16 protein-coding genes and 1 pseudogene are annotated in these 15,946 nt (G+C 28.3%); 4 read left to right on the top strand and 13 right to left on the bottom strand.

Translation table 11 applies throughout. From position 1 onward, the window contains the following. Window positions 1–36 precede the first annotated feature (36 nt). Complete coding sequence (locus BFN48_RS10430; RefSeq protein ID WP_083238900.1) at window positions 37–837, top strand: glycosyltransferase family 2 protein; 801 nt, start codon at window positions 37–39, stop codon at window positions 835–837. Window positions 838–856: 19 nt separating this feature from the next. On the opposite strand, the gene BFN48_RS10425 is transcribed toward BFN48_RS10430, so the two are convergent. After that, window positions 857–2,167 (bottom strand): UDP-glucose dehydrogenase family protein, encoded by a 1,311-nt coding sequence (locus BFN48_RS10425; protein ID WP_069650836.1) that lies wholly within the window; start codon window positions 2,165–2,167, stop codon window positions 857–859. Between the two features lie 174 nt (window positions 2,168–2,341). Between BFN48_RS10425 and BFN48_RS10420 the strand changes: the two genes are divergently transcribed. Next, complete coding sequence (locus BFN48_RS10420; RefSeq protein WP_083238899.1) at window positions 2,342–3,163, top strand: glycosyltransferase; 822 nt, start codon at window positions 2,342–2,344, stop codon at window positions 3,161–3,163. A 251-nt stretch (window positions 3,164–3,414) separates the two neighbouring features. Continuing rightward, on the top strand, window positions 3,415–4,782 hold the full coding sequence (locus BFN48_RS10415; protein WP_069650835.1) for a D-serine ammonia-lyase: 1,368 nt from the start codon (window positions 3,415–3,417) through the stop codon (window positions 4,780–4,782). A gap of 221 nt (window positions 4,783–5,003) precedes the next feature. On the opposite strand, the gene BFN48_RS10410 is transcribed toward BFN48_RS10415, so the two are convergent. From BFN48_RS10410 to BFN48_RS10370, 9 genes are all read right to left on the bottom strand, one after another. Beyond that, the gene (locus BFN48_RS10410) at window positions 5,004–5,420 is read right to left on the bottom strand and encodes a ferritin family protein (protein ID WP_069650834.1); all 417 of its coding nucleotides are present in this window, start codon (window positions 5,418–5,420) and stop codon (window positions 5,004–5,006) included. 114 nt (window positions 5,421–5,534) lie between these two features. Beyond that, on the bottom strand, window positions 5,535–5,870 hold the full coding sequence (locus BFN48_RS10405; protein WP_242863264.1) for a hypothetical protein: 336 nt from the start codon (window positions 5,868–5,870) through the stop codon (window positions 5,535–5,537). Window positions 5,871–6,056: 186 nt separating this feature from the next. Further along, on the bottom strand, window positions 6,057–6,803 hold the full coding sequence (larB, locus tag BFN48_RS10400) for a nickel pincer cofactor biosynthesis protein LarB (protein WP_069650833.1): 747 nt from the start codon (window positions 6,801–6,803) through the stop codon (window positions 6,057–6,059). 48 nt (window positions 6,804–6,851) lie between these two features. After that, on the bottom strand, window positions 6,852–7,658 hold the full coding sequence (larE, locus tag BFN48_RS10395) for an ATP-dependent sacrificial sulfur transferase LarE (RefSeq protein WP_069650832.1): 807 nt from the start codon (window positions 7,656–7,658) through the stop codon (window positions 6,852–6,854). Continuing rightward, window positions 7,648–8,937 carry a nickel pincer cofactor biosynthesis protein LarC gene (gene larC / locus BFN48_RS10390; RefSeq protein ID WP_069650831.1) on the bottom strand — a complete coding sequence of 430 codons (1,290 nt, stop codon included), beginning with the start codon at window positions 8,935–8,937 and terminating at the stop codon, window positions 7,648–7,650. The genes larE and larC overlap by 11 nt, the downstream gene beginning before the upstream one ends. Before the next feature lie 141 nt (window positions 8,938–9,078). Continuing rightward, window positions 9,079–9,804 carry an energy-coupling factor ABC transporter ATP-binding protein gene (locus BFN48_RS10385; protein ID WP_069650830.1) on the bottom strand — a complete coding sequence of 242 codons (726 nt, stop codon included), beginning with the start codon at window positions 9,802–9,804 and terminating at the stop codon, window positions 9,079–9,081. Window positions 9,805–9,826: 22 nt separating this feature from the next. After that, window positions 9,827–10,627 carry an energy-coupling factor transporter transmembrane component T gene (locus tag BFN48_RS10380; RefSeq protein ID WP_069650829.1) on the bottom strand — a complete coding sequence of 267 codons (801 nt, stop codon included), beginning with the start codon at window positions 10,625–10,627 and terminating at the stop codon, window positions 9,827–9,829. A gap of 8 nt (window positions 10,628–10,635) precedes the next feature. Further along, window positions 10,636–11,640, bottom strand: a complete 1,005-nt coding sequence (cbiM, locus tag BFN48_RS10375; RefSeq protein ID WP_069650828.1) for a cobalt transporter CbiM — start codon at window positions 11,638–11,640, stop codon at window positions 10,636–10,638. A 572-nt stretch (window positions 11,641–12,212) separates the two neighbouring features. Further along, complete coding sequence (locus BFN48_RS10370) at window positions 12,213–12,455, bottom strand: DUF2164 domain-containing protein (protein ID WP_278287335.1); 243 nt, start codon at window positions 12,453–12,455, stop codon at window positions 12,213–12,215. Between the two features lie 291 nt (window positions 12,456–12,746). Between BFN48_RS10370 and lepB the strand changes: the two genes are divergently transcribed. Continuing rightward, window positions 12,747–13,286: a signal peptidase I gene (lepB, locus tag BFN48_RS10365; RefSeq protein WP_069650827.1), complete on the top strand. Its 540-nt coding sequence runs from the start codon at window positions 12,747–12,749 to the stop codon at window positions 13,284–13,286. Window positions 13,287–13,342: 56 nt separating this feature from the next. Here lepB and BFN48_RS12495 read toward each other — a convergent pair whose 3' ends face one another. The 3 genes and pseudogenes from BFN48_RS12495 to BFN48_RS12930 form a co-directional block, all read right to left on the bottom strand. Beyond that, complete coding sequence (locus BFN48_RS12495) at window positions 13,343–14,170, bottom strand: inorganic diphosphatase (RefSeq protein WP_176718866.1); 828 nt, start codon at window positions 14,168–14,170, stop codon at window positions 13,343–13,345. Window positions 14,171–14,206: 36 nt separating this feature from the next. After that, complete coding sequence (locus BFN48_RS10350; RefSeq protein WP_242863263.1) at window positions 14,207–14,992, bottom strand: PHP domain-containing protein; 786 nt, start codon at window positions 14,990–14,992, stop codon at window positions 14,207–14,209. Window positions 14,993–15,741: 749 nt separating this feature from the next. Beyond that, window positions 15,742–15,936 (bottom strand): annotated as a pseudogene (locus BFN48_RS12930) (hypothetical protein); the annotation flags it as partial. Window positions 15,937–15,946: the final 10 nt, after the last annotated feature.

The following is a 15,946-nucleotide window of genomic DNA, read 5'->3' as shown; positions in this document are numbered from 1 at the left end:
CTAGTTCCTAAGTATATTTGCAGGAGGTTACAAAATATGAAAAAAAATCAATATAAAAATCCTGTTAACAAATCATTAGATAGCTTTATAAATAAAAAACTATTTAGGAGATATCAAAGATTAATTAAAGATAACAATTTCGTTTATCCAAGTGTTTCAATAATTACGTGCACTATGCGTCCAAATTATATTGATAATGTCTTCAATAATTATATAAGACAAAACTATGAAAAAAAAGAATTGATTATAATCTTAAATAATAATGATATGGATATAAATCTATGGAAAGAAAGGGCCAGCCAATATAAAAATGTTAAGGTTTTTCAATTAGATGAGAAAACTTCACTAGGTGAATGTTTAAATTTTGGGGTTAGACAGTCAAATAACGAAATAATTGCAAAATTTGATGATGATGATTACTACGGACCAAAATATTTAAGAGAGTCAGTAAAAGCTTTTAGTTATACTAATGCAGGTTTAATAGGGAAAGCAGCATCTTTTGTATATTTTGAAAAGTATAAAATTCTAGCAATAAGATCTCCAATGTTAGAAAATCGTTATGTTAAGCATATAGATGGACCTACTATGCTTATAAGACGTGAAGTCTTTGATAAAGTAAAATTTGCTGATATACCAAGAGGTGTTGACACTCGATTTTCAAAAGATTGTTTAAAAAAAGGAATAAAGTTATATTCAATAGATAGATTTCATCATGTATATGTAAGACACAGCTCCAGTTCTGAACACACATGGAAAGTAAGTAATGAAAAACTATTAAGTAGATGTAAAATTGTCAGAAGAAATATAACAAATTTCTCTAAATATGTTGATGTTTAGAACTAGAAAGAGGCAAAATCTATAGCTTTAGATTTTGCCTCTTTCTACCTATTGAAAAATAAATTATTCCGCTATCTCTAACTTTATTTAAATCTAAAGCATTTCTTCCATCAATAATAATTGGTTCTTTCATTTTCAATTTAGCTTTTTCTAGATTCATTGAAGATATTTCTTTCCACTCTGTACATATGATTGCACATGAAGAACCTTCTAAACTATCATATATATTTGGATAACAATTTATATCAGGAAATATTTTCTTTATTTCATCTGAAGCCTTAGGGTCGTAACATTTTACTACAGCTTTCATATCTAATAATCTCCTTATTATATACAACGAAGGAGCTTCTCTTATATCATCAGTATCTGGCTTAAAAGTAAGACCCAAAACAGTAATAACTTTGCCCTCTAATTTTTTATAATAATTTAAAAGTATCTTTACAGGTAAAATTCTTTGATTATTATTTACCTCAATAGCGCTCTTTACAATCTTAAAATTACATCCGTATTTTTCAGCTATTTTTACTAAAGCTTTTGTATCCTTAGGAAAACATGAGCCCCCAAAACCTATTCCTGCCTTTAGAAACTCAGGAGATATTCTTTTATCTAATCCCATTGCATATGATATTACTTCAATATCAGCTCCTACCTTATCACAAAGATTTGCCACTTCGTTAATAAAAGATATTTTCGTTGCAAGAAAAGCATTGGAAGCATATTTAATAAGTTCAGCAGTTTCAGGTGTTGTAAATATTATTTCTATATTAAAAGGTTTGTAAAGCTTTTCCATAATCTTTCTAGCTCTTTCAGAATCCAATCCTATTACTATTCTATCTGCATTTAAAAAATCATAAATAGCCTTACCTTCTCTCAAAAATTCTGGATTTGATACTACATCAAAATTTTCTTCATTTACTCCTTTATCTACAAGTAATTGTTTTATATATTTTTGTGTTCCAACGGGTACAGTACTCTTGTTTACAATAACCTTGTAGCTTTTGATATATTTACAAATTTCTCTTATCACTTCATTGAGCTGAGACAAATCTACCTCCCAATTTTCTAATGTTGGAGTCCCAACAGTTATAAAAATTACATCAGATTTTTCTACAGCTATCCTAATATCATCAGTAAACATTATATTTCTGCTTTGCAAACATTCTTTTAACAATTCTTCTAATCCTTCTTCGTATAATGTTGGTATTCCTCTGTTTAGTTTAGTAATCTTCTCTATCTTTTTATCAACACATATTACATTATTATTCATTTTACAAAATCCTAATGCTGATACTAACCCTACATATCCAGCACCTATTACACTGACATTCATAAGTCCACCTTCTTTTATTGGCAAATATCCAATATTTAACTTTTCAATACATATTATGAGTTAGGTATCTTAAAGTGAAGAATATTAAACAAGCTTAATCACAATAGTTTTAGGTTTCATATAATAAACTAGAAAAATGCTTTCAAACTCAAAACTCTAATTGAGGTGTTAAAAATGTCTAAATCCAAAAAAGTCAAACTTAAATCAAACAAGAAAAAAAATAATTTAAGAAGACCTGTGAATAAAATTATAATTAAAAGAAAGAAAAATAATAAGAAAAGATATATATCTGGAACTAAGAGAATTATTATTGGTATGAGTTTTAATACTCAACCATTTAAAGATAAAAGATTTACAGAAGAATGGATTAAGCAAAGAATAGCAATATTTATGAATTATACTTTGCAAAGCTTAAAAGCACAAACCAATCAAAACTTCGTTGCTTTAATAAAATATCATGATAAAACAAAATCTATAATAGAAAATGCTCTTTCTAAATATGAACCTCTTCCTGATAATATTCAATTTGTAAATCAAAATGAATACGAATCTAAAATAATTGAATATATTAAAGGCTACGATTATCTATATCTTGTACGTTTAGATTGTGATGATATGTATCATAAAACATTTATACAGCAGCTATTTGATTATAGACCTAGATTAAATACTCAAGTCTTAATTAATCAAAAAGGTTATGTATACGATTCTATACTAAAAGGATTAGCAAAAACTGAAATCAAATCACCTCCATTTTATACTTTAATTTATAAAGTAAGTGACTATTTAGATGGGAAACGTTATAAAATGCCTGGAGGTCACACTTATGCAATTAAACTCCCTCATGAAATATTGAAGAAGAGAAATTTTATAATCGTCGTTCATTCAAATAATACGTCTCAAAATACCTCATCTGCTTTTAAGAGAGCTAAAGAAAATCAGAAAATATTAGATAAAGATAAAATACAAAATATATTGAAAGATTTCATGAAATAAAAATATAACTTAAACAGGCAACCTGTACGCATAGTATAGGTTGCCTTTAAAAACATTTATTTAATAGAAATATTTTTAAATTATTATGTACCTATTTATTCTTAAATAATGTATAATTTTTAAAAAAGAAAACATTCATTCTTGGAAGGAATTCACCGATACCGGATAAAAATCTTTAAAGACGATATTCCTCTAATTATGTTAGATATTTTAAAAACATCTTACGAAAAACCAAAAAAGAGGTGCTTACTATGGAAAATAAATTGATAGCAGGAAGAAGTATAAAAGAATGGATACAGGAATTTCCGCTGCTGAATGACATAATTAATACTAAGGAAGTATTCTGGATAAATCCAAAATACGAAAAATTCGATATAGCAATTAAAAATATCTCATTAAATGAAAAGGATGTGAAGGATGCCGAAGAAAGATTAAATCGTTTTGCTCCACTCATATCCAAGCTTTTTCCTGAAACAAAAGATTTGAATGGAATAATAGAATCTCCATTAGTTAAGATCCCTAAAATGCAAGAAGTCTTAGAAAAAATGTTTGAAGTAAAAATCCCTGGACTTTTGCTTCTTAAATGCGACTCTCATCTTGCCATAGCAGGCTCTATTAAGGCAAGAGGCGGGATTTATGAAGTACTAAAGCATGCAGAAGAATTAGCAATAAAGCATAATATGTTAAGCTTAGATGATGATTATTCAATTATGGATAATGATGAATTTAGAGAATTTTTTAATCAATATACTATACAAGTTGGTTCTACCGGAAATTTAGGTCTTAGTATTGGTATTATGAGTGCAAAATTAGGTTTTAAAGTAGTTGTTCACATGTCTGCTGACGCCAAAAAGTGGAAAAAGGACTTGTTGAGAAGTAAAGGAGTAAATGTTATAGAATATGAATCAGATTACAGTAAAGCTGTAGAAGAAGGTAGAAGATTATCTAATTCAAATCCTATGAGTTATTTTATAGATGATGAAAATTCTAAAGACCTTTTCCTCGGCTATAGCGTTGCAGCAATAAGACTAAAAAAACAGCTTGAAGAAATGAATATAGTTGTAGATAGTAAACATCCTTTATTCGTATATTTACCCTGTGGCGTTGGTGGAGGTCCAGGTGGAGTTGCCTTTGGACTTAAGCTGTTATTTAAAGATAATGTCCATTGCTTCTTTGCTGAACCAACTCATTCTCCATGTATGCTTTTAGGTTTATTAACTGATAAGCATAATGAAATATCTGTTCAGGACTTTGGAATTGACAATATAACTGAAGCTGACGGTCTTGCAGTTGGAAGACCTTCTGGCTTTGTCGGAAAAACATTAAAAAACTTAATTAGCGGTGTATATACTGTTGAAGATGATAAGCTCTATAGGCTTCTCAGTACCTTAGCAGATTGTGAAAATATATATTTAGAACCTTCAGCCTTAGCTGGAATACCAGGTGTAATTGATTTACTCAAAAGCAGCTCTTTAAAAGAATTTCTAATGAAAAATGAATTGTATGGTAAGATGACAAATGCAACTCATATTGCATGGGCTACAGGTGGAAGCCTGGTACCTAAGGAGATTATGAATGAATATTATAACAAAATCTTCGATTTAAACAAATTAAAGTAAATTTTGTTGAAATCCATATACGGAAATTATATCTAAAATTATCCACAATTTAATAAGGTTTATAATTTCCTTATGGATTATAAAAAAGGAATTTTAAAAAAAGAATAAACTGTATCTTTTTATTTGTCAGAAAAAAAATAGTATTTCTCATTCAGTATAAAACGGCTATATGAAGTTTAACCTTCACATAGCCGTCATTATTTTATTTGATTATAAATATGTTATTTACACTTATTTTTGGTATATAGATAGTTTAGATGAGCCGCATGTTCATTCTCATCAGTAAAAGCTTCAAAAAATATACTTCTAACATACGGATTTATGCTAGATAAATAAATATCTCTATAGAATTCATAAGCATCTAATTCATCCAATATAGCTTGCTCTACACCTTGTAGATAGGTTCTAAATTTAGGCGTATCAATCGGTGGTATAATTGGCGGTCTTCCTGTCATCATCATATATAAACGCCTAAAGTTACTATAATGTTTTTTCTCATCTTTATAAAATGCTCTTATTATATCAGCTTCTTCTCGATTTGGCGCCATCTTAATAAGTCTTTCATAATATTTTATAGCTTCTAGCTCACCTTTCATTGCTTTTATTAATTGATCGGGAGTAATACCATAATAATACATAAAACCCCTCCAGTTATTATTCTACTTTAATCTATGTACTAAGCAATATATTGTTACTAGCATTTTGTTGAAAGAAAAAAGCACCTAGACTCTTCAATCTAGGTACTTCCCTTTTTACTTTGCTCTTTTTAATTTTGCGATATTAGCCCAATTATTTGCTGTCACTTCCTCTACTATGCTTAAATCTCCTTTAATTGATTCTATATCTCCTTTAATATGTGCTATATCATTTATCATTCTATCATGTTCTGCTTTATTAGTTTGCACAGAATGTTCTAAAGCCTTTAAAATTTGAGTATTTTCTTTTACTTGCAATTCTAGATTATCAAATTTATTATTCAATTCATCAAACTTACCACTTAATTCATTAAACTTACCATTTAACCCATCAACTTTCCCAATTAATTCATTTTTAAACTCTTTGAGAAAATTTAGAATTTCCTTATCCATAATTAGTTCACCTCTTTTTATCATTATACTACACTAAATGACCGATATCAAAAATTATTGATAATAGTACATCTATCGTTTTCTTCCTTTGAATTTTTCTTTATGCAAAAAACACCTAGACTTTTTAATCTAGGTGCTATTAAACTCCACAATAACTTGATACACTTTTAGACTAAAATACTCTTATTAAAGCTTATTAATTATACTAGCAATATATGCCGCTCCAAATCCATTATCTATATTTACTACACTTACCCCACTAGCACAGCTATTTAGCATAGATAAAAGCGAAGAAAGTCCTCCAAAATTTGCTCCATAACCAACACTTGTAGGTACAGCTATAATTGGCTTATCTACAAGCCCACCTACGACACTAGCAAGGGCCCCTTCCATTCCAGCAACAACAATTATTACTTTTGCTCCCCTTATAATATCCAGCTTAGCCAATAATCTATGTATTCCTGCTACTCCTACATCAATAACTTTTTCTACCCTATTTCCAAGGAGTTTCGCAGTCTCTGCTGCTTCTTCTACTACTGGCAAGTCCGATGTTCCTGCTGCAACTATGGCTATATAGCTATCGGTATATTTTTCTTCTGTCCTTCTTATTGTAATTATTCTCCCTAACTTATTATAATTAGCATCTTTACATATCTCCTTGACTGCTTTATACATTTCTTCACTAGCACGAGTAGCTATTATATTTTTATTCTTAGTAAGCATAAATTCCACTATACTCTTCACTTGTTCTACTGTTTTTCCTTCACAATATATAACTTCTGGATAACCTACTCTAATTTCTCTATGATTATCAATTATAGCAAAACCTAAATCTTTAAAAGGCAAATCTTTTAATCTTTCTAATGCATCTTCTATTTCAATTTCACCATTTTTAACTTCTTCAAGTAATTTTCTCATATCTTGCAGGTTCATACATTTTTCCTCCTATGAGATTATTTAAAAGCGAACTGCACTACCTTTTTATTTTGTTAAAATTGTCTCATTAAAACTCCCGGTTCTATAACCTTCTAAATCTAATGTTACATATTTAAACCCAATTTTTTTGAACTCTTTAGAAATTTCATCTAAAATTTCCTCATTAAATAGCTTACTTCTTTCATTCTTTCCAACTTCAATTCTTGCTAAATCCTTATGGCATCTCACTCTTACCGCCCTAATCCCAATATCCATCAAATATTTTTCTGCATTCTCTATTTTCTGAAAATCTTCTACATTCAGCTCATTACCATAAGGTATTCTGGTAAGAAGACATGCATATGGTGGTTTGTCCCATGTCTTAAGTCCTAATTCTTTAGACAGTTCTCTTATTTCTTCTTTAGTCAATTTACATTCAAGCAGAGGACTTTTAATATTCAATTCTTCCAAAGCTTTTAATCCAGGTCTATAATCCTTTGTATCATCAAAGTTTGTTCCATCAATTACATGATTGTATCCTTCTTTTTCAGCAATTGATTTTATAATACTAAAAACGGCCTTTTTACATAAGTAACATCTATTCTCTGGATTATTTCTAATTTCCTCAATAATAGGTACTTCTACAATTTCATAATTAACACCTAATTCACTAACTAACTGTTTTGCCTCTTCCACTTCCCATTTAGGTATATATGGAGAAAGTATTGTAACTGCTTTCACATTATCTCCTAAAGCTTCTTTTGCAGCTTTGAGTAAAAATGTACTGTCTACTCCCCCTGAAAATGCCAAAACTACCCTTTCTAACTCCTTTAAATAATTTATCAGTTTTAAATATTTTTCATTATTTATCATTTGAAACACCCTCTATTCTTTTGTAAACTTCTCTATAAATCTCTCCAATAGGTACATTGTTTTCTTCTGCAAGTCTTCTGCAATCCTCATATTCTGGTTTAGATTTGATTTTCTCTCCTTTGTAATATGAATTTTTCACTGTTACTTCTCCATAAATTGTACTGATCTTTGAAAAATCCCTTTCTAACATTATTTTTTCAACCTCATATTTTCTAATTCCTATTGAAGTAGTCTCTTTAAAAATTACTTCCTGTATGGCTTTTATGTCCTTCTCTCTAACTAAAACACTTAATTTTACTGCTATTCTGCCTTTTTTCATAATTATAGGTGTCTTAAATACATCTAGCGCTCCTTTATCAAAAAGTTTTTCCTCTATATAGCTATATATTTCTGGATTCATGTCATCTATATTGGTTTCTAATATGTATTGTTTGATATGTGAATTAGGTTCTGTTTTTTTTTCTTCATTTTCTCTTGCTATATAAACCCTCAAAACATTAGGTATTTTTAAGTCTCTATTTCCTATTCCATATCCAATTTTTTCTATAGTAAAATTCATTTCATCTGTAAACTCATCTACATTAACAGCTAGAATTGCTGCACCTGTAGGTGTAGTTGTTTCAAAGGGTACTATCCCTGACTTAATTGGAATACCTTTTAGTATTTCAACAGTTGCTGGAGCAGGTACTGGAATCAATCCATGAGCACACTTTACAAAACCTCCACCTACTTGTACATGTGATGCCATAATCTTATCTACTTTTAAATAGTCTATGCATATTGCTGCTCCCACAATATCTACTATAGAATCCACAGCTCCTACCTCGTGAAAATGAACTTCATATAAAGATTTTCCATGTACTTTTGCTTCAGCTTGTGCAATCTTTCTAAACATATCTATACTCAATTTTTTTACATTTTCATTTAAACTACTTGAATATATTATATCTTCAATATCCTTTAGATTCCTATGTGCATGGCTGTGAGTATGGTCATGATGGTCATGAAAGTGGTCATGTTTATGAGCATAATGGTGTTTAGCTTCTTCGTTTAAATGATCATGACTATGATTGTATTTATTTTTCAAAATCACATCTACCTTTGTCCCATCAATCCCTTTTTTATTCTCTCTTCTTATCCTTATTTCATATTCTGAATCCAAATTCAATTTTGAAAGCTCATTAATTAAATATTCCTTATCTACTCCTAAATCAATCATAGCACCTAAATTCATATCCCCACTTATTCCTGAAAAACAATCATAGTAAAGTATCTTCATAATTTATCTCTCCCATATCGTTTTTTATAATCCATAGGAATTTATATTCCTTATTAAATTATGAATAATTAGAATATAATTTCCGTATATGGATTTCAACAAAATCTTCCTTAATTTATTTAAATCAAAGATTTTGTTCTTCTACTTAATATTATGTTTTATTAGAAACTCTTCATCTTGTATAACTGCTTCATAACAATCATCCCGAATAATACGATGATCTTCAGCAAATACAATAGCACGCTTAAAAACTCCTTGTACATACTCAAAATCATGGGTTGCACAGATAATTGTCTTTCCAGCTTCATTTAGTTTAATCAAAAGCTCTTTCAAAAATTTTTTTCCTTTGGGGTCTACACCACTCATGGGTTCATCTAAAGTAAGTACTTCTGGATTCATTGAAAGAACACTTGCTATTGCAACTCTCTTTTTTTCCCCAACACTTAAATTATAGGGATGTTCATGTTTTATCTTTTCTATATTTAAAATATTGAGGCAATCATTAACTCTTTTATTGACTTCTTTTTCTGAAAAGCCCATCTGCATTGGCCCAAAGGCTACCTCTTCAAATACTGTAGAGCAAAAAAGCTGAGCATCTGGATTTTGAAATACAAAACCAATTCTCTTATGAAATAGCTTTGAAAATCTAGTATCATTTAATTTTTTCTCTGTAATTTCCTCTCCATTAAATAAATATTTACCTCTATTGGGAAATACAATGCCATTTAAAATCTTTAAAAAAGTAGATTTACCACTTCCATTAGGTCCTATTATGGCCACAGATTCCTTTTCATTTATGTTCACTGAGATATTATCAAGTGCAATCCGATCTTTATATTTAAAGGTTAAATTTTCTACAACAATCATCTTGTGGCCTCCTTATTAGAAATTATAAATAATTGGTAACTAAAAATATCCCAACAAGTGATATATTAACTATACAATATAATAAATCTGCCTTTTTAAAGCTGAATTTCATTTGAATAGTATATTCTCCAACAAAACCTCTGCATTCCATAGCAGAAAACATTTCTTCACTCATTTGCTTAGATTTTAGAAATAAATTTCCAATTATTCTGGAAAGAGAATTATATTTATCATGATTTCTCCCAACAGATCTAATCTTTAAGGCATATAATAAATTGACTGAATATTCTCCTAATAACACAATATACTTAATGGTAATTTCCATAACCCAAATAAATAGGTCTGGTATAAATAATAGCTTTAAGGATTTAGTAATATGATTCCATTTGGTTGTATAGGACAAATAATTGACTAAAATAATATTTACAATTATTTTTTGTAAAAGTAATAAATTGTTAACTATATTCCCTCTTAACATAGATGGAATTAACATAATAAGAGTAAAAAGTGGAATAATCAGGCTGATTACTAAAATATTGTTCCTTTCTTCAGTATCTAGAAGTAAAATATTTACAAAAGCATATACATTCATCACTAATACATATATAAAGCTTCTCGATAAAGACAAAAGCACTAAGTTTAAAATGGTAAAAAACACCTTTAAAGCGGGGTTCAAACTATAGACAAGCTTATGTCTTTTTATACCTCCTCGCCTAATTCTAGAAAGTACTTTTAAAATTGAAATAATACTTTTATCTATGAATTTGTTACTTTCTTTTTCTGGTATATATTCATCCTTAACAAAAAGCCACTCTTCAATCATGTACTCACCTACATAATATCTTTATTTAAACCACCTAAATCTTTATTTTTTCCTTTAAATCTTCTAATACTCATAAGTCTAGTAATACTAAGAATTAATACCACGCCTACTACTGCTGAAAGAAAATATGCTATAAATTCTTGAATATCTAGTATGGTATAGTCAGGCATTAAAGCATTAAAATGAAATCCATTTTCAATGCCCTTTGGTATAAAACCTAACAACTCTTTTATTTCTTTACTACCCCATTCACCCCAAGCTACTCCTGTAGCTAAAATACCTAAAGGACTAAGTACAATTAGAGACATTATTAATCCATATATAGGTTTAATTTTTTTAATAGTACCTTCATATATGACTTCTGGAGAAACCTTTTTCACATAACCATAAACAGCAGCAGTTACTAATCCTTCTAAAACACCAGCTACCAATAGATGAGGGATCATCATAGCTGGAATAGATATATCTAAGCCATACGGACTATACAATGGAAGACCAGACCCATCCGTAAAAAGTATAGGCTGAATTCCAAGCTGTATTGCAGTAAGAAGAGCAGCTACATTTAATGATATATATCCTGCAATAAAAGCTGCAATATATTCTCCCTTATTATTAGATACTTTGTCTTTCACAAATCTGAATATGTAGTATCCCACAAAAGGCATAACAAAAGCCATATTAAAGCTGTTAGCTGCTAGGGATAGGATTCCACCATCTCCAAAAAATAGAGCCTGAACTGCTAAAGCAATTGTAACTGCAATAGTTGCAGAAAAGGGACCAAGAAGAATAGCTACTAAAGTAGCTCCTACTGCGTGACCGGTGGTTCCTCCTGGCAAAGGAATATTAAACATCATAATCAGAAATGAAAATGCTGCACAAATACCAAGTAGAGGCATCTTTTGTCTAGACATTTCTTTTTTTATATTTATAGTCGCTTTTCTCCATATTGGAATCATTACTGCTCCTAAAGTAGCACAAGTAGAAGGACTTAAATAATTATCTGGAATATGCATAATTACTCCTGATTTCTAAACCTGTTATTTAATCTGTCTTATAGGCTGAAACCAGGATATCCACCACCTTTCTTAATGGAGTTTTTTATAAAATTCAATACCTATTCGACAATATCTAATTTTAAAAGGCATGAAAATTAAGTCACATTAATAAAAATAACCATGAATAATTTTCTATAATTACGAAAACCTTCATGGTTTTAGCTGTATTTTGTTCAATTTTTCAATGTTAAATAAAATCTATTAATATATAAATTGAGTTTTCATTCCTCTAAATAGACATTAAATACATTTGAACAAATAAAGCTTTCATAGCTTTAATATCAATTATTAGTTAATTTACGTTTTTTCATTAATCAACATTAGTCTTAACATATTAGAGGTCTATAAGGAATTCTTCCCTAATGTAATGACTTCTATATCATCACATTTCAACACTCTATAGTATAAGAAATTATAAGTAATCCTATTAAATAATAATATATTATATCTAAATAAAAATCAATTCATCTGAGAACTTCTGGACTATTTTGATATTTAAAATAGTTATATTTCTAATTAATACTTTTTCTTCAACTCTTTCGCTTATATATTTGAATTCCAAGCAAATCTTCTATTTGTCCACTCATATATTGATATGAATCATAGACTCCCTGATTATAAAACTCTGGAGCAAGTTCTTCAATAAAAAAATCTAAAATTAAAGAAGCAGCTAAATCACCTAATTCTTCATCTCTTTCATTTATAAAATATTTTTTTATTAATCCAATCATTTCTTTTCTTCTATCTTGACTTAATTTAATCCTATTATTCAAAAAGCTTTCCTCCTTTGAATTTATTCTATTTTGATAACCTCGAAAAAAGCACTGACCCATTATTTGATACATCATAACTAAATATTGTAAATACTAAATCACCAAAACTTCCTTTACGAAGTGTCTCTTTATTATATATTAGAATATCAAAAACAATTGTCATTAGCAATATAAACTATATAATTTAAAAATTACCAATCACAATATGAAAAATAATATAATATGATATTTGCAATAAAATTTTATTATAGTATAATAATTACAAAATTACCATATAAGAGGGGAAATGGTGTGGATAAAAAAGAAACTAAATTTAAAAAAGAAATTAAATCTTGGATTAAATCAATTATACACGCAATCGTTATAGCAGTAATAATAAAAATTTTCTTTTTGCAAACAGTTATAGTTATAGGTGTATCTATGAATCCTACTCTTAATGAGAATGATAGATTATTAGTTAATAAAGCTATATATTTAGTCAAAGAACCTAAACGAGGAGATATTGTAACTATAAATGCACCAGATAAACAAGGTAAAATTTATATTAAAAGAGTTATTGGTCTTGAAAATGAAACTTTAGAAATAAAAAACGGTAAAATTTATATTAATGGCGAAATACTAAAAGAACCCTATCTACAAGGAAATATAAATACTAATTCTAAATATAAGTCCAAATGGAGAATACCTAAAAACTATGTTTTCGTTATAGGAGATAACAGACAAAATAGCAATGACAGTAGAAATTTTGGACCAGTTAAGATAAAAAGAATTCAAGGAAAAGCATTTTTTAGATTTTTCCCATTTGGAAAAAGATTTGGACAAGTTAAGTAATAGATACAAAGAGATGGTTTAACACAACAAAACCATCTCTTTGTTTCCACCTGTCTCTATTTACTGTTATCATAATACTTTCTATATGCCCTTCCATTTCTAAAGTCTAAAAACTCCCTAAAAGGCTTTCCATTTTCATACTTCCATGCTGTAACAAATTTTGGCTCAACTTCTATAACTACTTCATTTTCCATATGAGAATATGCATTAAAAGAACCATTATGTACTTTTTTAAATACTTCTATAAAATTTCTATTTTCTTCTACAAATGGATGTCCTTTTATTTTTGCATATCCCTCAATTTGAAAATTATCAGCACATAAAGCTACATTAGGATTACTTTTTATCTGTTCATACTTTAAGAAAGTTTTATCCGTTTGAAAATATATTTTTGAATCTATTACAACACAACTTACACTTCTTGCAGTAGCTCTATTATCTTTACTTGTTGCAAGTACCATAAATTTTTTTATCTTAACTAAGTCTATAAATTCTCTTTTTAAAGCATCAAATTCTACTAATTCACCATCTATATCTTTTTCAACCTCATTCTCATACATAATTATTTCTGTTTCAAAAAACCTCTCTTGAAACTCTACTAATGCTCTAATTTGGCCTTTATTATACATATTTAAGTCTTTGCAAACTACTAATTTATCTTCATTATCATTTTTTCTCTGTATTACTGCAACAACATATCCTTCATAGTATTCTAGTGGTTTAAATTCACCTAAAACATAGACATCTATTTCTTCTCCATCCCCTGAAACTGTATTAGAAAGATATCCATAATTTATTGGATATATAAATTCATGTTCTGGATGCTTAGACCCTAATGGTCTATCTACAACTACCACAACTTTTTTCCCTAAATATTTTTTCACTATTTATCTCCTTCTTTCACATTTAAATTATAATCTTTATAATTCACTTAATTCCCTTATATATTTCCCTGCATCTTCTGGTCTATGGGCATCTGAAGCAGTAATTATCTTCACATTCTTTTTTTTGAAAATATTAAGCATTTTACTATTAATTCCAAGCTCTTTACAACCATAATTTAAATGCAATCCGCCATTCTGTTCAGCATACATATTATATTTATTTAATAAATCTGCAATCTCCATATAAGTTTCTTCTAAATCGAAAGATGGATAATAGCCAAAACACTTGATAGAATCAGGATGTGCTAAAATGTCAAACAATCCGGATTTTATAAGACTTTTCATAATCTCATAATATCTTTTATATAACTGGTCTACACATTTTCCTTCCCAAAATTCCTTTTTATGATCAAATCCCCATCCATCTATCCAATGTACTGAACCTATCATAAAATCCCAATCAAAGCTTTCAATTATATCTTTAACTATACTTTCAGTCCCTTCTATAAAACATACTTCTAATCCAAAATTTATTTTAACTGGAAATTTATTTTTTCTGACCTCTTTGATTAACTTTTTATATTGATCTAAAGATAATTTCATTCTTTCATTTAATAAAGATTTTTGAAATTCATTATACGCAGCAATTTTTTTATAAACTCTTTCAAACTCTTTAAATCTATAAGAATGTTCTAAAAGATTAATTTCTGATATTCCTCTTTTATATGCATATCTAACAAATTCTTTTATCCAATCTATAGTATAATCTCCTTTTTCAATATGTATATGTCCATCTATCATACTATCATTCTTTTTAAACATATCCTCACCCTTTCCTTTAAAGAACACAATAAAACCGTCCCCATGTTACCATATTAATGAATTCAATAAAATATTTTGGAATCCTTCATTTTTTATAATCCATAGGAAATTATAATAAAATCTTATATTTAAAAAATTAATATTGATTTTATTGAAACTTTATCTGGCATGCTTACATGCTAGAGTCGTTATAAATCTTATTAAATTGTAGATAATTAAAATATAATTTCAGTAATGAATATGAGCAAAATCTTCCTGGATTTATTTAAACCAAAGATTTTGTTCTAATTTTTCTAATATTTACCTAGAAATAGAGTTTGAAAAATTATCTCAAATCTTATAACATCAAAGTTACTTAAATAATAAATCCCGATATGAAAATATTTTCATATCGGGATTTATTATTTAGAAATTAACTATAATGAAACTTGCATAATTTCTTGCATATTATCTTTATCATAGATGCTTAGTTTTTAACTTATTTTGATAGTTTTCAACTTATTTTATTCGACAACAATATTATTCTTGTTAAATTAAGTTGAAAACTTCCCTTACATTTTGTTATTGAACTAAAATTATAATTTTATTTATTACTATAAATATTACAATACAGTATCTATTTTTCATCTTTTATACTATATCATATTAATTTAATTATAATATGATTAATTATTTTACAATCAGAACCATCCGCATAGCGGGTGGTTTTCTTTATACAAAACTAGCTGAAAACATAAGTTTTCAGCTAGTTACAAATATTTTGCATCTCTATCGTCATCTGCTTTATAATAGACATATTGGTGTTCTTCTTGTTCATGATATAATACTTCACTAGAACACATAAGTTCCGCTTGTTCCTTAACAGTTTTAATTGCCTTTAGCTGCTGACCAAGTAGGTATCCATATTTCTTTAGTAATAGTTTTATAGTAACTCTCCTCTTTGCTCTTACCCTC

It is taken from the genome of Caloranaerobacter ferrireducens, from assembly GCF_001730685.1.
Lineage (GTDB): Bacteria > Bacillota > Clostridia > Tissierellales > Thermohalobacteraceae > Caloranaerobacter > Caloranaerobacter ferrireducens.
Note: the sequence above shows the minus strand (reverse complement) of the source record. Positions and strands in the feature narration are given on the sequence as shown.